Source organism: Pseudomonas sp. LBUM1640, from assembly GCF_059716225.1.
The window spans coordinates 2476249-2493345 of record NZ_CP166816.1 but is presented as its reverse complement, the minus strand read 5'-3'; the positions used below and the strand labels follow the sequence as shown (position 1 = coordinate 2493345).

Sequence of the window (17097 nt, the reverse complement as noted above, 5' to 3'; positions counted from 1 at the left end):
CATCGACTTCAGCCTCCACCGCACAGGCGGCGCCCTCCAGTGATAAGCCGGGCGTCGCTGTGGATAGGCGATTCAAATCTTAAGACCAATCGCACAGAAATAAACGATCTAACCGGCGTTAAAAACCCAGCCACTCGCCTGGTCGACGCCAAGTTGCAGAGACCGCATCAAGTCATCCGCCTCCGTTCCCGCTGGGAACCTGAACCCACACATTTCATCGCACGCCAGCACATCGGCGAGGGCTTCGCGCAATTGCGCCTCCGTCGGTGCGTCACGCAGCAGTTTGTGGGCGGCCAATAACACGTCGGCGGCGGCGCCTTGGGCACTGGCCGCATCGATCACCGCGAACAAGATAAATCGCAGACGGACTTCGCGATCAGTAGGCCAAACCGTTTTTTGCTTACCCAAGGCAGGCACTCATCGTTAGGAAAAGTCCGAGGCTATTGCCGACCGAGGGTATGTTTCAAGCAGAGGGGGGCAAGATAGGCCGTTTCCTACATAGCAAAGGGAAATGCCGCACTGTCTGATCTGGCGACGCATCACTGCACCGGCAAAAAGTTCATCAGCAGCAAGCTCTGCGCATAATTGAGCGCGACGCGCCGGTAGCGCTCATCGAGCATCTGGGCGAGCAGGTCGAGGCGCGCGACCACTTTGCCGAACTCCACGGCAAAGCTGAGGTTGCTGCCCTCCTCCGATATCTCATTGGAGAACAACAGCAATACGCCATTGGCGTCCTGACGCTGGCTGAGCAACCAGGTGGCTTTCTCGATATTGCGCGCGGCATTGCTGACAAATTGCGGGTTGATTGAGTCGGTTATATAAAACTGGGTGCGACCGCCGTGCGCGGTCACGATCATACTGCCGATGGCATAGATAAACGCCCCGACCCGGTCGCCGCGAAACTCCGGGCTTAACGAATAGCTCAACGCGACCAGGTCACGACGGTCGCCCAGCGCCGGCAAGGGTTGACGGTTTTCGATGGCCTGGCGGATCTCCCGCGCAGCACTCACCGCATCCGGGTAACCCGATTGCCGCCACTGGTTGGGGTTACGCAGGTAAAGCTTATTCATCAGCAGGTACAGGCTTTTCAGGTTGTCGCGCATGCTCAGGGTTGCCATGCGATCAACGCTGGTTTGAAAGAATTCATCGGGTTTGCCATCGCTGAACTGCCTGGCGATATCGCGGCCCTGTTGCTGGCTGCAACCTGTCGCGCACAGCATAAACACCGCCGCAAACAGCAGCGGCCATCGGCTGATAAAAGCAATTAACGTTCGATCCATCGGCACCGGGTCTGGCTGCTGTCCACGCGCAGGATGAGCGCGGTCGTGACAGGGATAGATCAAGAGAATGAAAAAAAGTGCGGTATGCAGGCGTAGATCAGCAAAGGACTACAGGTTTGCGGCCGTGCGGCGTGGTGCAATCCTGTTGAATACTTGCCTAATCCTACGGACTTATCGGCGATTGCATAGATTGGCCTTGCAGCGTGGTCTAGAGTTCAACGATGGGCGATCAATCGCCCGGCAGTTATAAGAAAAGCCACACCAACCGTTGATCAGCAGGTGAGTCATGGAACTACGTATTAACCAAAAGGCCTATCAAGTCGATGCCGACGCTGATACGCCGTTGCTGTGGGTGATCCGCGATGACCTGGGGCTGACCGGCACCAAGTACGGCTGCGGCCTGGCCCAGTGCGGCGCCTGCTCGGTGCTGGTGGACGGCAACGTGGTGCGCTCTTGCGTGACGCCGGTGGCCGGTGTGGTCGGCCGTGAGATCACCACCATCGAGGCGATTGAGGCCGACGATGTGGGTAAGCGCGTGGTTGCGGCCTGGGTCGAGCATCAGGTGGCGCAGTGCGGTTACTGCCAGTCCGGGCAAGTGATGGCGGCCACCGCGCTGCTCAAGCACACCCCGGCACCCAGTGATGCGCAGATCGAAGCGGCGATGATCAACCTGTGCCGCTGCGGCACCTATAACGCCATTCGTACCGCCGTGCATGACTTGGCTGCACAGCCTGCCAAGCAGGAGAGCGTCTGATGAACACGCGCGATGAAAGCCTCGATGCGCCATTGGGCGACCCGGTCAACCTTTCCCGCCGACGCTTTCTGGCCAGTACCGCCGTGGGCGCGCTGGTGATCGGCTTTGGCCTGCCGCTGGGTTCAGGCAGGGTTTACGCCGCCACGGCCAACGCGGCAGAGCGCGGCACCCAAGTGCCGGCGTTTCTGGAGATTCGCCCCGACGGCAGCGTGCGCCTGCTCAGCCCCTTCATGGAAGGCGGCCAGGGCACGCATACCGCCATGGCGCAGATTGTCGGTGAAGAGCTGGACGCCGACCCCGCCACTTTTGTGGTCGAGGCCGCGCCGCCCGGCGACGCCTATGTGGTGATGGAAAACGGCATGCGCATCACCGGCGGCAGCATGTCGGTGCGCATGAGCTACCCGACCATGCGTCGCCTAGGCGCCCTGGCCCGCGCCATGTTGCTGCAGGCCGGCGCCGAGCAATTGGGTGTGCCCGTGGCCGAACTGACCACGCAACCTGGCCGCGTCGTGCATGCCGCTTCCGGCCGCTCGCTGGGCTACGGCGAATTGGCCGGGCGCGCCCTGGACATGCCGGTGCCCGACCCGGCCACCATTACGCTGCGCGACCCGAGCCAGTTCCGCTGGATCGGCAAGCCGGTAAAACGCCTGGACGCCTACGACAAATCCACCGGCAAGGCGCAATACAGCATCGACCTCAAAGTCGACGGCATGCTCCACGCCGCCGTCCAACATGCCCCACGCCTGGGCATGACCGTGGGCAGCCTGCGCAACCAGTCACAGGTCGAGGCCATGAAGGGCGTGCACTCGGTGCATCAACTGCCCGGCGCCGTGGCCGTGGTGGCCGAACGCTGGTGGCACGCCAAGCGCGCGGTGGAAGCGATCCAGGTGGAATGGCTGGAAGCCGCTGCCGATTCAACCGTTCGTGCGATGCCGGCGGATTTTTCCAGCGACAAGTACCGCGACTTCCTCGCCGCCCAACAAGGCCCGGCGCGTGATGACGAGAACGAAGGCGATGTAGCCGGCGCGCTGGCAAACGCCAAGACCAAAGTCGAAGCCACCTACCATAACCAGTACGTCAATCACGCCCAGCTGGAGCCGCCTTCTGCCCTGGCACGCTTCAACCCCGACGGCACGCTGGAAGTGTGGCTGCCGAACCAGGCGCCCGACATGTTCCGCGCCGATATCGCCAAGCGCACCGGCCTCGACACCGCGAAAATCACTCTGCATTCACCGCTGCTCGGCGGTTTTTTCGGCCGGCATTTCCTGTATGACTCGGCCAACCCTTACCCGCAAGCCATCGCATTGGCCAAAGCGGTGGGTCGCCCGGTCAAGCTGATCTGGAGCCGTGAAGAAGAGTTCCTGCGCGATGTGCTGCGCCCGGTCGCCGTGGTCAAGTTCCGCGCCGCGCTGGACGCGCAAGGGTTGCCGGTGGCGATTGAAGCCGTGAGTGCCACCGAAGGCCCCAGCGAAGCCATCGCCGGCAAACAAGGCGACAAAATCGACCCCACGGCCCTCGAAGGGCTGTCGGGCAAGAGCTACGCGATTCCCAACAAGCGCATTGCGCAAATTTACGTCAAAGGCCCGACCATGCTCGGCTACTGGCGCTCGGTGGGCAATTCGCTGAATGACTTCTTCTACGAAGCGTTCCTCGATGAACTGGCCGACAAAGGTGGCCATGACCCGTACGAACTGCGCCTGCATTTACTGCGCGATAACCCGCGGCTGACCACGCTGTTGCAAGCGGTGGGCGAGTTGTCCGGTGGTTGGAAACGCGGCCCCTACACCGCAGAAGACGGCAGCCGCCGTGCGCGTGGCGTGGCCATGGCCTCGCCGTTCGGCTCCCACGCGGCGGTAGTCGCCGAAGTGTCGATCGAAAACGGCCAGGTCAAGGTGCACCACATCTGGCAAGCCATCGACCCGGGCAGCATCGTCAACCCGGCGATTGTTGAAGCGCAAGTGAATGGCGCAGTAGCCCTGGGCTTGTCGCAAACCTTGCTGGAGGAAGCGGTGTACGTGGACGGCAAGCCACGGGCGCGCAATTACGACCTGTATCCGATCCTGCCGCTGTCGCGGATGGCGCAGGTGCACGTCAAGATCGTCGAGAGTGGTGAAAAAATGGGTGGCATCGGTGAGCCTCCACTGCCCGCCGTGGCACCCGCCGTGGCCAATGCGGTGGCGCACCTGACGGGCCAGCGGATTCGCAGCCTGCCCCTGAGCCGATACACCTTCGCCTGACCGACAAGGAACGCCCATGAACAACCGACGATTGGCTAGAACCGCAGGCTGGCTGGTGCTGGCCGGCGCGGTCGCAGCAGGCGTACTGGCCTGGTACGTGACCCGCCAGCCCGCCTCGCCTTTTGAGCAACAACCCGCCGCCAGCTTTGACCCGGCACTGATCAGCCGCGGCGAGTACGTCGCCCGCGTCAGCGACTGCGTGGCCTGCCACAGTTTGCCGGGCAAGGCGCCGTTCGCCGGTGGCCTGGAGATGGCCACGCCGTTAGGCGCGATTCACGCCACCAACATCACGCCCGACCGCGACACCGGCATCGGCGCCTACACCCCGGCCGACTTCGACCGCGCGGTGCGCCACGGCGTCGCGCCGGGTGGGCGCCGACTTTACCCGGCCATGCCCTACCCGTCCTACGCCAAGCTCAGCGATGACGACATGCGTGCGCTGTATGCGTTTTTCATGCAGGGCGTGGAGCCGGCCAAGCAGCCCAACATCGAAAGCAGTATTCCCTGGCCGCTGAATATGCGCTGGCCCATCGCCCTGTGGAACGGTGTCTTCGCACCCAACGCGACCTACGCGGCCAAACCTGCCCAGGACGCGCTGTGGAACCGTGGCGCCTACATCGTCCAAGGCCCGGGCCACTGCGGCAGCTGCCACACGCCGCGCGGCCTGGCGTTCAACGAGAAGGCATTGGATGAATCCGGCGCGCCCTACCTGGCTGGCGCGCTGCTCGACGGTTGGTATGCACCGAGCTTGCGCCAGGACCACAACACCGGGTTGGGGCGCTGGAGCGAGGACGAGATCGTGCGGTTCCTCAAGACCGGGCGCAACCAGCATGCGGTGGTGTATGGCTCGATGACCGAGGCGTTCAACAACTCGACGCAGTTCATGAGCGATGAGGATTTGAACGCCATCGCACGCTACCTCAAGTCCCTGCCTGGCGACCCGCAGCGCGACGGTTCGCCGTGGCAGTATCAGGCGGCGTCCGTTGACACCCGCGCGCCAGGCGCCCACACCTACGCCACGCGCTGCGCGTCCTGCCATGGCCTGGACGGCAAGGGCCAGCCGGAGTGGATGCCACCGCTGGCGGGCGCCACCTCGTCACTGGCCAAGGAAAACGCGTCGGCGATCAACATCACGCTCAATGGCTCACAGCGCATCGTGACGGCGGGTGTGCCGGACGCCTACCGCATGCCGGCGTTTCGTGAGCAATTGTCGGATGCGGAAATCGCGCAGGTGCTGAGCTACGTACGTGGCACCTGGGGCAACAACGGCGGTGCAGTGGATGCAGCGGCGGTGAACACGCTGCGTGGGCACACCGACCCGGCGAGCAGCAGCCCGATTATTCTGCATATGCGTTAAGGCCCGGATCGCAGATCGTTCCCACGCTCCGCGTGGGAATACCGCCCGTGCCGCTCTGCGTCACCCGTACGCGTGCGTTGGCTGGCGGGACGCGGAGCGTCCCAGGAGGCATTCCCACGCAGAGCGTAGGAACGATCTGATTAGTGGCATTGAGTCATGGTTTGTAAAGGGCCAGCAAGGCGTGTCTCTTTAAATTGCAGGACGTTTCCTAGACAATCCCTGCCGCCTTGTGCCTGTTGGATTCGATGGCTAGTCTGCGATCCGTCACTGCTTATCAGTGATCGGGTTTAGTCGCTCGGGTCTTACGTGGCGCATGGTTCTCCGTGAAGTTTCATGGTGGCTGTGCGTAGGGCACCTTCGGGTGCGCCGGTTTTCCATGTGACCGGTCGACTAACCTGCGTACAGCCGCCACCCAACGTTTAGTCGCGACGGGTGTCAGCTCCAACCATGTGGAGTTACACCATGAAAAAAGTCGTCCCCGATCCACCCCGCAATGCCACCAAAGACCGCGCCGCCTTCAACCGCGCCATCGACCATTACCTGCCCACACAAGGTGTTCAAATCGAAGACCTGAGCTTCGAAGACGCCCTGCTCTACACCTCAAGCTTGCTCGACAGCGCTTCGGCCACGACACTCAACTGCAGTGAGCAACTGCCTAACCCCGAGCGAGCGAAAATTCTGGCGGTGTGGCATTTGCTGGAAATGGCCAAGACCACCGTGGACCGCTCCATCGAGTGCCTGAACCCCGCCAAAGCCCCGGCCTAAGCGCGGTCGATCGTTCCCACGCTCCCGCGTGGGAACGCATCCCGTGACGCTCTGCGTCACCCGTACGCAGCATCGAAACATGCGTGGGCTGGCGGGACGCGGAGCGCCCCATGAGGCATTCCCACGCAGAGCGTGGGAACGATCTGAGGATTCTGGCCGTGTGGCTGGCCAAGACCACCGTGGACCGCGACCATCCGCTGAATGTCAGCGCCCCAGCTGCCTTATTTATCTTCGCTGGGACATTGCCGAAATAAACTAAAAGTCCATAATGGACAAAATAGTTTATACGCGGAGATAACTATGTCCAGCACACCTCACGTAATCAACCAGGCGCAAGCGCGTGAATTACTCGCCCAAGTCGATGTGCCCCACATCCTGCGCAAGCTGTTTCGCGACTTGGCGGCCGGGCAAGCGGTGCAACCGGCGCAGCAGCTTGTAGAGTTCCCGCAAGGCGCCGGCGACTTCATCAATTACCTGGGTGTGCTGGCTGAAGATCAGGTGTACGGCATCAAGACCTCGCCTTACATCGTGCGCGAGCAAGAGCCGCTGGTGACCGCGTGGACGCTGCTGATGTCGATGCGCACCGGCCAGCCCTTGCTGCTCTGCGATGCTGCCGAGCTGACCACCGCGCGCACGGCGGCCACTACAGCGTTGGCCGTGGACGCCCTGGCGCCGGCGGTAGCCCAGCGCCTGGCGATTATCGGCAGCGGCAAGGTCGCGCAGGCGCACTTGCGCTACGTGCAGAACCTGCGCGACTGGCAAAGCATCCGCCTCTACTCGCCAAGCCTTGGCCGCGCAGGCGCTGACACCCTCGCCCACCTCAAAGGCCTGGACCCACGGCTGAGCCTGGCTCAGACCTGCGATGCCGCCCTGCAAGACGCCGACGTCATCCTACTCTGCACCTCATCGGCAGGCCCGGTCATCGACCCAAAACGCTTGCGCAAACCCGCGCTGATCACCTCCATCAGCACCAACGCCCCGCGCGCCCATGAAGTGCCGCCTGAGAGCCTCGAGCACATGCACGTGTTCTGCGACTATCGCCAGACCACCCCGGGCGCGGCCGGTGAAATGCTGATCGCCAGTGAACGGCACGGCTGGGACAAGCGCGCCATCGTCGGCGACTTGCCCGAGTTGCTCAGCGACATGGCGCAACGCCCGGACTACGATCGCCACGTGTTTTTCCGCTCCATCGGCCTGGGCCTGGAAGACATCGCGCTGGCCAATGCCCTCTATCAACTCCAGCGCTAAGCACCTTTTCAGGAGAGGTTCATGAGCCACGCAGACTTCATCATTATCGGCGGCGGGATTGCCGGCGCCTCCACGGGTTTCTGGTTGTCGCAGCACGGCAAAGTGCTGGTGCTGGAGCGCGAAAACCACCCGGCCTATCACTCCACCGGGCGTTCGGCGGCGCTCTACACGGCGGCTTATGGCACCCCGCAGGTGCGCGCACTGACCTTGGCCAGCCGTGAGTTTTTCGACAACCCACCCGCAGGCTTCTGCGAGCATCCGCTGCTGACGCCACGCGGCGAAATGACCGTGGATTTCAGTGGCGACCCGGCGGAATTGGACAGCCAATACCTGAGCGCCAAAGCCACGGTGCCGCAGGTCGAGCGCCTGAGTGCCGACGAGGCCTGCGCGCGGTTGCCGATACTGCGCCGCGAAAAAGTCCATGGCGCGATCTTCGACCCCACCGCCAGCGACATCGACACCGACGCCCTGCACCAAGGCTACTTGCGCGGCATTCGGCGTAACCACAGCGAAGTGCGCACCGACAGCCACGTGTTGGGCTTGAGCCGTGACGCTGACGGCCTATGGCATGTGCGAACCCAGGACGCCACCTACACCGCACCCATCATCATCAACGCCGCTGGCGCGTGGGCCGACCATATCGGCGGGCTGGCCGGCGCGGCGTCCATCGGCCTGCAACCCAAGCGCCGCTCGGCGTTTATCTTCGCCGGGCCCGAGGGCTTGGACACCCACCATTGGCCGATGCTGGTGGCGCTCGACGAAGCCTTCTATATGAAGCCCGACGCCGGCATGTTCCTGGGCTCGCCGGCCAATGCCGACCCGGTCGAGGCACAGGATGTGCAGCCCGAAGAGCTGGACATCGCGATGGGCATTTATCAGATCGAAGAGGCCACCACCTTGACCATCCGCCGCCCGACACGGACCTGGGCTGGCCTGCGCAGTTTTGTCCACGACGGTGATTTGCTCTCGGGTTTCGATCCCCAGATGCCTGGGCTGTTCTGGGTGGCGGCGCAAGGCGGTTATGGCATCCAAACATCACCGGCCATGGGCCAGGCGAGTGCGGCCTTGGTGCGCGGCGCGCCGCTGCCGGAGCAACTGACGCGGTTCGGCCTGGACGCTGGTATGCTCTCGCCCGTCCGCCTGGAGCCGCATTGATGAACACCGCCGAACACGACAAGGTTATGCAAAATTTCCGCGCGATTGCCGATGCGATCGCCACGCTGTTCTTCCCCCACGCCGAAGTGGTGCTGCATGACCTGCGCACGCAAAAAGTCGATTACATCGCCAATAACCTGTCCAAACGCGCCCTCGGTGATGACTCATCGCTGGAGGACATGCTCAGCGATGACATCAGCGAAGTGAATATCGGCCCGTACGAAAAGCTCAATTGGGACGGTCAGAAAATTCGCAGTTTGAGCACTTTGCTCCACGACCACAAAGGGCGCAGGCTCGCGGTATTGTGCATCAACCTGAATATCTCGCTGTTCGAAAACGCCAAGGCGGCGCTGGACCTGTTTTTGTCGCCAAGCAAGCTGATCCCGCAGCCAGACTCGCTGTTTCGTGATGACTGGCAGGAACGCATCAACACCTTCTTACATGCCTGGATGCGCGAGCGTCAGTTGAGCCTGAACCTGCTGAGCCGTGACCATAAGCGCGAACTGGTGCTGGCGCTGCACGCCGAGGGCGCGTTCAAGGGCAAGAGTGCTTCGAACTATGTGGCGAATGTGCTGGGGATGGGGCGGGCGACGGTGTACAAGCATCTCAAGGAATTGAAGGGCTGAGCGAGTGGCCTTGAAGTGAGCGGGCTTACCCTGGTAACCGGTAACCTGTGGCGAGGGAGCTTGCTCCCTGGGGCGCGAAGCGGCCCAAAAAATGCGACTGCTGCGCAGTCCAGCGGGAGCAAGCTCCCTCGCCACAGTTACAGTATTCGGCCTTAACTGATGTGCATTAGAGCAAGCCAGTTCCCACATTGGCCTAGGCTATTTTCATACTCAGTCGCCGTAGATATCCGACTTGAAGTACTTCTGTGAAATCTTCTGATACTCGCCACTCGCACGAATGCCGTCGATGGCCGCATTCAATTCGCTGACCAACGCGGTATTGCCCTTGCGCACCGCGATCCCGGCGCCCTCGCCCACGTATTTCGGGTCCTTGAGTTCCGGGCCGACGAAGGCGTAGCCCTTGCCGCGTGGCATCGACAGGAAGTCACTCAGGGGGATGGTGTCGGCAAAAATCGCATCCAGGCGCCCCGACGCCAGGTCCATGTAGATTTCTTCGTTGTTGCTGTAGCGCTTGACGTTGATGCCCTTGGGCTCAAACACCTCGGTGGCATAGCGATCAGTGGTGGTGGCCCGTTGCACGCCGACCGTCTTGCCTTTGAGGCTGGCGTACTGGTCATCCACGACTGCGCCGTCCTTCATCACCAGGCGCGACGAAGTGAAGTAATACTTGTGGGTGAAGTCCACTGACTTCTTACGGTCTTCATTGATGGTCATGGACGACAAGGCCATGTCGATTTTCTTCACCTTGAGGGAAGGAATCAGGCCGTCGAACTCGCCTTCCACCCACACGCACTTGGCTTTCATCTGCGCGCACAAAGCGTTGCCGATGTCGTAGTCGAACCCCTCGATCTTGCCCTCTTGCGTCTTGGACGCGAACGGTGGGTACGCCGCCTCGATGCCAATGCGCAGGGGTTTGTCGGCCGCCAGCACGTGGCTGGAAGCAATCAGGCTAAGGGCCAAGGTCAGGGGTAGCGCGGTGATCAGCGTGCGTTTCTTCATGATCGTTGTCTCGCAAGTTGTTGTTGGTTTGGCAAGAAGTGAAGAAAGAAGGGCCGGCGGAGCATTTTTTTGTACTTATAATTCCATATTGGACTTTTGTGTATTTTCCGTCAATCCATGCCTGCGCCATAAAACCGCCCATGCCGCTCCATATCGCCCGGGCACACTGGACGCCCGGAGACGGCACAAAGGCTTGAGGTTTTCATGGTCAGTACCATGACGGCGAGCATCATGCTGATGGCTTCCTCCCTGGCTGCGGCGGTTGATGCAGAGGCGCTCTGCAGCGAAAAAAACCATCGCTGTCGACCGCAATGCTTTTTCTTACAGCTAACTCCCACGAAACGCGTCGACAGCGTCCGACATGACAAACGTGAAACAGCTGTTTCTAATACGCCAACTTTCCAGGTGAATAGGATCTTCTTCATGCCCAACGCTCACGGGCCTGTCGGCCACCTCTGTACTCGTCTCCTTGATCGTTGAATCGTCGTCGCACTGCCGCGAGCCTCACAGAGGTGAACCTGTGACGCTTAAAACCCATGCTAGCCCCGACGTCGTGAGCTCATTGCACCCATGATCAAGGCGAGTCGCTGACCGGCATGCACACTCGCCAGCGGGACAATACGCTGCAGTTTTTTAAGCCCGAACACGAGCCAGAGGAAGGCGTTCATGGCAATCACGCAAAACACCCGGTTGGCGCAGGTCAACAGCCCTCTGGGCGATGATGTCCTGCTGCTGCAGAGCATGACAGGCAGCGAAGAGCTGGGGCGCCTGTTCCACTACGAGTTGGAACTGACCTGCGAAGACCGGGCTATCAAATTCGATCAGTTACTGGGCAAGCCCATGGGCCTGACCCTGGAACTGGACGGCGGCGCCCAACGCTACTTCCACGGCATTGCCAGCAGTTGCCGGCAACAGACCGGCCACGGCCAGTTTGCGGGTTACCGCGTCAGCCTGCGGCCGTGGTTCTGGCTGCTCACGCGCACTTCGGACTGCCGAATTTTCCAGAACAAAACAGTGCCGGACATCATCAAGCAGGTCTTTCGCGACCTCGGTTTCTCCGACTTTGAAGACAGCCTGAGCGGCACCTACCGCGAGTGGGAATATTGCGTGCAGTACCGCGAAACCAGCTTCGACTTCGTCAGCCGATTGATGGAGCAGGAGGGCATCTATTATTACTTTCGCCATGAACAGACGCGCCATGTACTGGTGTTAGCCGACGCCTATGGTGCCCACTCCACGGCGGCAGACTACGCCTCGGTGCCCTTCTACCCGGCCGACCGGCAAATGCGCGAACGCGACCACTTCTACGACTGGCAACTGGCGCGAGAAGTACAACCCGGCTCACTGGCGCTCAACGACTATGACTTTCAACGCCCGCGCGCCAGCCTGGAGGTGCGCTCCATTGTGCCGCGCACCCACAGCAACGCCGATCATGCGCTCTACGACTACCCGGGCGAATACGCCCAGTGCAACGATGGCGAGCAATATGCGCGTACACGCATTGAAGCCATCCATAGCCAGTTCGAGCGCGTGCAGCTGCGCGGCTGTGCCCGCGGCCTGGGCTGCGGCCATTTGTTCAACCTGACCGGCTACGACCGTACAGACCAAAACCGCGAATACCTGGCAGTGGTCGCACGCTATCAAATCCGCCAGGACCCCTATGAAAGCGGGCAGACAACCCTGGCCGAACAGTTCATCGGTGAGCTGGACTGCATGGATGCCAGCCAAGTCTTTCGTGCTCTGCCCCTGACTCCCAAACCTATCGTGCGCGGGCCGCAGACCGCCGTGGTGGTTGGCCCCCGTGGCGAGGAGATTTGGACCGACCAGTACGGCCGGGTCAAAGTGCATTTCCACTGGGATCGCCACGACCACTCCAACGAAAACAGCTCCTGCTGGATTCGCGTGTCGCAGGCGTGGGCCGGCAAGAACTGGGGCGCCATGCACATCCCGCGAATCGGTCAGGAAGTGATCGTCAGTTTTCTCGAAGGTGATCCGGATCGCCCGATTATTACCGGGCGTGTCTACAACGCCGAACAGACAGTGCCCTACGCGCTGCCGGCCAATGCCACCCAAAGCGGGGTGAAAAGCCGTTCAAGCAAGGATGGCTCACCGGCCAACTTCAATGAAATCCGCATGGAAGACAAGAAAGGCGCGGAGCAACTGTTCATTCACGCCGAGAAGAACCAGGACATCGAGGTCGAGAACGACGAAACCCATTGGGTCGGCCATGACCGCAGCAAGACCGTCGACAACGACGAAACCGTGCACGTCAAACACGACCGTACTGAAACCGTGGGCAATCACGAAACCATTACCATCGGGGTGAACCGTACCGAAGAGGTTGGCAGCGACGAGACCATCACCATTGGCGTCAATCGTACCGAGCATGTGGGTAGCAACGAGACCATCACCATTGGCGCGAATCGCACGGAGAAGGTCGGCGCCAACGAAAAAATCAGCATCGTCGGCAACCGCACCGAAGACGTGGGCGGCAACGAGACGCTCGACGTCACGGGCAACCGTGGCGAAACGGTCATCGGCAACGAACGTATCAACATCAACGGCAACCAAAGCACCCAGATAGGCCAGAACGAATCCCGCGACGTCGCCCAGAACCGGTCCACCGGCATCACGCAGAACGACAGCCTGAACGTTGGCAAGCACTTCGTACTCACCGCCGGCGATTCCATCAGCCTGACCACAGGCGCGGCCAGTATCACCCTGAAGAAGGACGGAACCATCATGATTCGCGGCAAGAACATCACCCTTAACGGTTCCGGCGCCATCAACCTCAAGGCCATCAAGAACGTGGTGATCAAAGGGCAGAAGATCCTGCAGAACTAGGACAGTGGAGGTACGTATATGACGGTTCAGTTCCCGCTCCCCCCCCATGCCCGCATCGACGCGGTGGTCATCGGCACCCTGCTCGACCTGCCGCACGCGGGTGCGCCCACGGTCACTTATCCAGGCTGCCCGAGCCGCAGCGGCATCGTCGCGCGTTGCACCGCCGTGCTGAGCCCGGCAGATATCGGCAGCCAAGTGGCGCTGATGTTCGAAGGCGGCGACCCGGCCCTGCCGCTGGTCATCGGCCACCTGCTCGGCGCACAGGCCTCACCGGCTCCGGTCGCCAGTGTACGGCTGGATGACCAGTGCCTGGCGTTGAGCGCCGAACGCGAGATCGTGCTGCGTTGCGGCAAAGCCAGCATCACCCTGACTCGCGCGGGCAAAGTGATTATCCAGGGCGCCTACCTGTCCAGCCGTTCCAGCGGGGTCAACCGCCTCAAGGGCGGCTCGGTGCAGATCAACTAAACAGGTATTCGGCCCTATGGAACTACTCAACGCCAGCCCACTGATCGCTGCCTATACCCTGGGTATGGAGCGCGATGGCCGCGAATCCCTGGTCGTGGTGGCCAAAGGCACGTTCAACCTGCCGCTGGACGGCCGCGCCGCGACCCTGGCGAGCACACAGCAACCGCTGCTGATGGCCGACACCTTCCTCGGCGAACCCGGCCTCAGCGCGCCGCACCAGGAAATGGACTTCGCCCCGGCCAAGCGATTCTGCGATGTGCTGGTGTGTGGCAAGGCCTATGCACCCGGCGGGCGGCCAGTGACGCAGTTGACGGCGGGCATTCGCGTCGGTCGCATGAGCAAGGCCTTTTCGGTCCTTGGCCCGAGGCGCTGGCAACCGGGGTTATTGGGTGTTTCTCCAGGCTCACCGCAACCTTTTACCGAACAGAGCATCACCTACGACCAGGCCTATGGCGGCTCCCATCCCACGGTGAACGCCCCCCACCTGCGTGATTGCTACCTGGACAACCCAAGCGGTTGTGGCTGGCACCCGCGCGGCATGGACAGCGCGCGTATCGTCGGCAGGCCAATGCCCAACACCGAGGAAGTGGGCAAGCCGATCAACAGCCCCAGCGGCACCTTCCGCCCTATGGCCCTGGGCCCCATCGGCCGTAGCTGGCCACAGCGCGCCCGCTTCGCCGGTACTTACGACGATGCCTGGCTGGCCGACTGCTTTCCGTTTCTACCCGGGGATTTCGACCCGCGCTACTTTCAGGCAGCCCCTGAGGACCAGCAGATTGATCACCTGCGCGGCGGCGAAGATGTGCTGCTGCTAAACCTCACTGCCCAAGAGCGCGCAGGCTTTCGGATCCCGGAAATGGAGGTGCCGGTGACCTTCTTTCTGAAAAAAGGCGGCCATCAGACGGTATCGGCGGTGATCGACACGTTGCTGATCGACACAGACGCCGGCCAGGTGCAAATGACCTGGCGGGTGTCCCGTGTGCTACGGCGTAACGTGTTCGAAATTGCCCAAGTGCTGGTCGGCACCATGCCCACCGGCTGGTGGCGTGCCCGAGCCATGGGCAAGGACTATTACCCCTCGCTTGGGGCGTTGGTAAAAGCCAAACGCGCCCCCGAGGGAGCCGACGTATGAGTGCACTTTGTATTGTCGGCTCCGGCATGGTCAGCGCTGTCGGCCTCAGCGCACCGGCGAGCTGCGCGGCGATCCGCTGCGCCATCGACAACTTTCAGGAAACCCGCTTCATTGCCCGTGGCGGCGAATGGCTGATTGCCGCCAGCGTGCCGTTGGAACACCCCTGGCGCGGCCGCACCAAGTTGATCAAGATGGCCGCCCGCGCCATCGCCGAGGCACTGCAGAGCCGCCCCGACGTCGACCCGCAAACCACCCCGCTGCTGCTGGGGGTGGCGGAAGCCGAGCGCCCCGGTCGTCTTGCGGGTGTGGACAAGGGGCTGCTGCACGCCATCGAAGCCGAGCTGGGCCTGCGCTTTCATCCTGCCTCCGACATCATCGCCCAGGGCCGGGTCAGCGCCGCCGTGGCCCTGCTGAACGCGCGCACGCTGATCTACCAGGGCGGCCATCGTCATGTGCTGATTGCCGGCGTCGACTCCTTCCTGAACGGTGCGACCCTGTCTGCTTTCGACGCACGCGAACGCTTGCTCACCAGTAAAAACTCCAACGGTTTTATCCCCGGCGAAGGTGCCGCCGCCGTGGTGCTGGCCGCCCCCGTTGCCAGCGAAACACCGCAATTGGTCTGCATCGGCCTGGGTTTCGGCCTGGAGCACGCCACCGTTGAGGCCGACGACATTCCGCTGCGCGCCGAAGGCCTGACCCAGGCGGTCCGCGCCGCCCTGCGCGAAGCCGGCTGCGGGCTGGAGCAGATGGATTATCGGCTGACGGATATTTCCGGCGAACAGTATTACTTCAAGGAAGCCTCCCTGGCCCTGAGCCGCAGCCTGCGGGTACGCAAGGAATTCTTCCACCTCTGGCACCCGGCCGACTGCATCGGCGAAGTCGGCGCCGCCATCGGCCCGGCGATGCTCGCCGTGGCACTGGCCGCCAGCCGCAAAGGCTACGGCGAAGGGCCGAACATCTTCTGCCACCTGGGCAACGACGCCGGCCAACGCGCCGCCGCGCTGCTCAGCTACCGCACCGTGGGAGCTGCCTGATGGCCAACCAAGTCTTTGCCAACAATATGGAAGTGTCCTGCAAAGCGGCCGACGGCAAGTCGATCGCGTGCTTTCCGGATGTGTGCTTTACCCCACCCTTGGCCCCGCCCACGCCGCTGGGCGTGCCCATCCCCTACCCCAACACCGGCCTGGCCAAGGACACGACCAAGGGCAGTCGAACCGTGAAGATCAGTGGTAAGGAAGTGATGCTCAAGGACCAGAGCCACTTCAAGACCAGCTATGGGGATGAAGCGGCCAATACGCCCAAAAAAGGCGTGGTCACCAGCAAGATCAAGGGCAAGGTGTATTTCACCTCGTGGTCGATGGATGTGAAGTACGAAGGCAAGAACGTCGTGCGCCACATGGACCTGACCACCCATAACCACGCCTCCCAGCCGGGTAATACCGTGCCCTGGCCCTATATGAACCGGATGGCACTCGCCAACAAGTCGGGCCAATGCGAAAAAGAGAAAGAGCAGGCGAAAACGGCTTGCAAGAACACCACACAGGACAAGTTCTGCCCGGATGTAACCACCCTATACGCCGCGCTCGACGCCAGGAAAGCCGCCAAGGAAAAGGCAGGCAAGGGGTTCGAACGCGACCCTGCCTGGCAGAGCAACCACGCCGCCGTCCTAGGCGAGTATTCGACCTTGGCAAAGACCATCAACGATGACGCTTGCCAACAAGCGATGCGCTGTTTTCTCCGCCCCTACAAGCCCAGAAAATGTTGCAAGGGACAAACCGGTGACCACCTTATCGATTCGGCGTCCTTTACCGACGGGCCGGCCTCTGCGGGCCAACCCAGAAACAAGCACCCGACAAAAGCCGGGTGGAGCAACTACAAGACCGACAAAGCCCCGGTGATATGCGCAGAAGGGCCCAACCAAACCACCGCCACCCATGGCCAGTTGCATACCCGTCGTGGGGTGGTGGCGTTGCAGGCGGCGGATGCGAACGGTGAATGGTCGAGAGCCAAGGCTACGGAGACAGGGGCGCTGGCTGCCATTCTAACCTTTCCGGACTCCAACTGTTCACAGGAGTGTTTGGAAGCTCAGTTGAACGCGTATCACGACACAGCGAAGGACGAGGGCGAGGAACGGCCGATTAAGGCCTGTGCGTCCATGACTAGCGATCCACTTCAGCGCTCCAAGACTTGGGCTGAGATGAAAGCCCGTGTTCGTACCCGTTAACTTACTCACAT

Annotated in this window: 16 protein-coding genes; 12 read left to right on the top strand and 4 right to left on the bottom strand. The window is 61.9% G+C overall.

The genetic code is table 11. The features are described 5' to 3' along the window. Positions 1-108: 108 nt before the first annotated feature. Together ACA065_RS11295 and ACA065_RS11290 are read right to left on the bottom strand one after the other, a co-directional pair. On the bottom strand, positions 109-408 hold the full coding sequence (locus tag ACA065_RS11295) for a hypothetical protein (protein ID WP_497694568.1): 300 nt from the start codon (positions 406-408) through the stop codon (positions 109-111). A gap of 131 nt (positions 409-539) precedes the next feature. Then, positions 540-1280, bottom strand: a complete 741-nt coding sequence (locus ACA065_RS11290) for a hypothetical protein (RefSeq protein ID WP_497694567.1) — start codon at positions 1278-1280, stop codon at positions 540-542. Between the two features lie 286 nt (positions 1281-1566). Between ACA065_RS11290 and ACA065_RS11285 the strand changes: the two genes are divergently transcribed. From ACA065_RS11285 to ACA065_RS11255, 7 genes are all read left to right on the top strand, one after another. Beyond that, positions 1567-2034, top strand: a complete 468-nt coding sequence (locus tag ACA065_RS11285) for a (2Fe-2S)-binding protein (RefSeq protein WP_497694566.1) — start codon at positions 1567-1569, stop codon at positions 2032-2034. Continuing rightward, positions 2034-4271, top strand: coding sequence for a xanthine dehydrogenase family protein molybdopterin-binding subunit (locus ACA065_RS11280; RefSeq protein WP_497694565.1), 2238 nt, complete (start codon positions 2034-2036; stop codon positions 4269-4271). The genes ACA065_RS11285 and ACA065_RS11280 overlap by 1 nt, the downstream gene beginning before the upstream one ends. Before the next feature lie 16 nt (positions 4272-4287). Next, positions 4288-5628, top strand: a complete 1341-nt coding sequence (locus ACA065_RS11275) for a c-type cytochrome (protein ID WP_497694564.1) — start codon at positions 4288-4290, stop codon at positions 5626-5628. Positions 5629-6090: 462 nt separating this feature from the next. After that, positions 6091-6393, top strand: a complete 303-nt coding sequence (locus ACA065_RS11270; RefSeq protein WP_497694563.1) for a DUF6124 family protein — start codon at positions 6091-6093, stop codon at positions 6391-6393. Between the two features lie 300 nt (positions 6394-6693). Beyond that, the gene (locus ACA065_RS11265) at positions 6694-7641 is read left to right on the top strand and encodes an ornithine cyclodeaminase family protein (RefSeq protein ID WP_497694562.1); all 948 of its coding nucleotides are present in this window, start codon (positions 6694-6696) and stop codon (positions 7639-7641) included. Positions 7642-7662: 21 nt separating this feature from the next. Then, positions 7663-8796 carry an NAD(P)/FAD-dependent oxidoreductase gene (locus tag ACA065_RS11260; RefSeq protein ID WP_497694561.1) on the top strand — a complete coding sequence of 378 codons (1134 nt, stop codon included), beginning with the start codon at positions 7663-7665 and terminating at the stop codon, positions 8794-8796. Beyond that, a complete protein-coding gene (locus ACA065_RS11255) occupies positions 8796-9422 on the top strand; it encodes a helix-turn-helix transcriptional regulator (RefSeq protein ID WP_497694560.1) in 627 nt (208 codons plus the stop codon). Before ACA065_RS11260 ends, ACA065_RS11255 begins: the two co-directional genes overlap by 1 nt. 210 nt (positions 9423-9632) lie before the next feature. On the opposite strand, the gene ACA065_RS11250 is transcribed toward ACA065_RS11255, so the two are convergent. Further along, positions 9633-10421, bottom strand: a complete 789-nt coding sequence (locus ACA065_RS11250; RefSeq protein ID WP_497694559.1) for an ABC transporter substrate-binding protein — start codon at positions 10419-10421, stop codon at positions 9633-9635. 110 nt (positions 10422-10531) lie between these two features. After that, positions 10532-10846: a hypothetical protein gene (locus ACA065_RS11245; RefSeq protein ID WP_497694558.1), complete on the bottom strand. Its 315-nt coding sequence runs from the start codon at positions 10844-10846 to the stop codon at positions 10532-10534. A 241-nt stretch (positions 10847-11087) separates the two neighbouring features. Between ACA065_RS11245 and ACA065_RS11240 the strand changes: the two genes are divergently transcribed. From ACA065_RS11240 to ACA065_RS11220, 5 genes are read left to right on the top strand one after another with little or no spacing between them, the layout of a single operon-like run. Next, entirely contained in the window at positions 11088-13265 is a 2178-nt protein-coding gene (locus ACA065_RS11240) for a type VI secretion system Vgr family protein (protein WP_497694557.1), read from the top strand. 18 nt (positions 13266-13283) lie between these two features. Then, positions 13284-13730 carry a DUF6484 domain-containing protein gene (locus ACA065_RS11235; RefSeq protein ID WP_497694556.1) on the top strand — a complete coding sequence of 149 codons (447 nt, stop codon included), beginning with the start codon at positions 13284-13286 and terminating at the stop codon, positions 13728-13730. 16 nt (positions 13731-13746) lie between these two features. Then, positions 13747-14862 carry a DUF2169 family type VI secretion system accessory protein gene (locus ACA065_RS11230; protein ID WP_497694555.1) on the top strand — a complete coding sequence of 372 codons (1116 nt, stop codon included), beginning with the start codon at positions 13747-13749 and terminating at the stop codon, positions 14860-14862. Further along, positions 14859-15896, top strand: coding sequence for a hypothetical protein (locus tag ACA065_RS11225; RefSeq protein WP_497694554.1), 1038 nt, complete (start codon positions 14859-14861; stop codon positions 15894-15896). Before ACA065_RS11230 ends, ACA065_RS11225 begins: the two co-directional genes overlap by 4 nt. Then, on the top strand, positions 15896-17086 hold the full coding sequence (locus tag ACA065_RS11220) for a PAAR-like domain-containing protein (RefSeq protein WP_497694553.1): 1191 nt from the start codon (positions 15896-15898) through the stop codon (positions 17084-17086). The genes ACA065_RS11225 and ACA065_RS11220 overlap by 1 nt, the downstream gene beginning before the upstream one ends. Positions 17087-17097 lie beyond the last annotated feature (11 nt).

What these genes read in the sequence shown, in the direction of transcription:
- ACA065_RS11290 (WP_497694567.1), bottom strand. Translation starts at nt 1,280, where the DNA reads ATGGATCGAACGTTAATTGCTTTTATCAGCCGATGGCCGCTGCTGTTT.
- ACA065_RS11285 (WP_497694566.1), top strand. Translation starts at nt 1,567, where the DNA reads ATGGAACTACGTATTAACCAAAAGGCCTATCAAGTCGATGCCGACGCT.
- ACA065_RS11280 (WP_497694565.1), top strand. Translation starts at nt 2,034, where the DNA reads ATGAACACGCGCGATGAAAGCCTCGATGCGCCATTGGGCGACCCGGTC.
- ACA065_RS11275 (WP_497694564.1), top strand. Translation starts at nt 4,288, where the DNA reads ATGAACAACCGACGATTGGCTAGAACCGCAGGCTGGCTGGTGCTGGCC.
- ACA065_RS11270 (WP_497694563.1), top strand. Translation starts at nt 6,091, where the DNA reads ATGAAAAAAGTCGTCCCCGATCCACCCCGCAATGCCACCAAAGACCGC.
- ACA065_RS11265 (WP_497694562.1), top strand. Translation starts at nt 6,694, where the DNA reads ATGTCCAGCACACCTCACGTAATCAACCAGGCGCAAGCGCGTGAATTA.
- ACA065_RS11260 (WP_497694561.1), top strand. Translation starts at nt 7,663, where the DNA reads ATGAGCCACGCAGACTTCATCATTATCGGCGGCGGGATTGCCGGCGCC.
- ACA065_RS11255 (WP_497694560.1), top strand. Translation starts at nt 8,796, where the DNA reads ATGAACACCGCCGAACACGACAAGGTTATGCAAAATTTCCGCGCGATT.
- ACA065_RS11250 (WP_497694559.1), bottom strand. Translation starts at nt 10,421, where the DNA reads ATGAAGAAACGCACGCTGATCACCGCGCTACCCCTGACCTTGGCCCTT.
- ACA065_RS11245 (WP_497694558.1), bottom strand. Translation starts at nt 10,846, where the DNA reads ATGAAGAAGATCCTATTCACCTGGAAAGTTGGCGTATTAGAAACAGCT.
- ACA065_RS11240 (WP_497694557.1), top strand. Translation starts at nt 11,088, where the DNA reads ATGGCAATCACGCAAAACACCCGGTTGGCGCAGGTCAACAGCCCTCTG.
- ACA065_RS11235 (WP_497694556.1), top strand. Translation starts at nt 13,284, where the DNA reads ATGACGGTTCAGTTCCCGCTCCCCCCCCATGCCCGCATCGACGCGGTG.
- ACA065_RS11230 (WP_497694555.1), top strand. Translation starts at nt 13,747, where the DNA reads ATGGAACTACTCAACGCCAGCCCACTGATCGCTGCCTATACCCTGGGT.
- ACA065_RS11225 (WP_497694554.1), top strand. Translation starts at nt 14,859, where the DNA reads ATGAGTGCACTTTGTATTGTCGGCTCCGGCATGGTCAGCGCTGTCGGC.
- ACA065_RS11220 (WP_497694553.1), top strand. Translation starts at nt 15,896, where the DNA reads ATGGCCAACCAAGTCTTTGCCAACAATATGGAAGTGTCCTGCAAAGCG.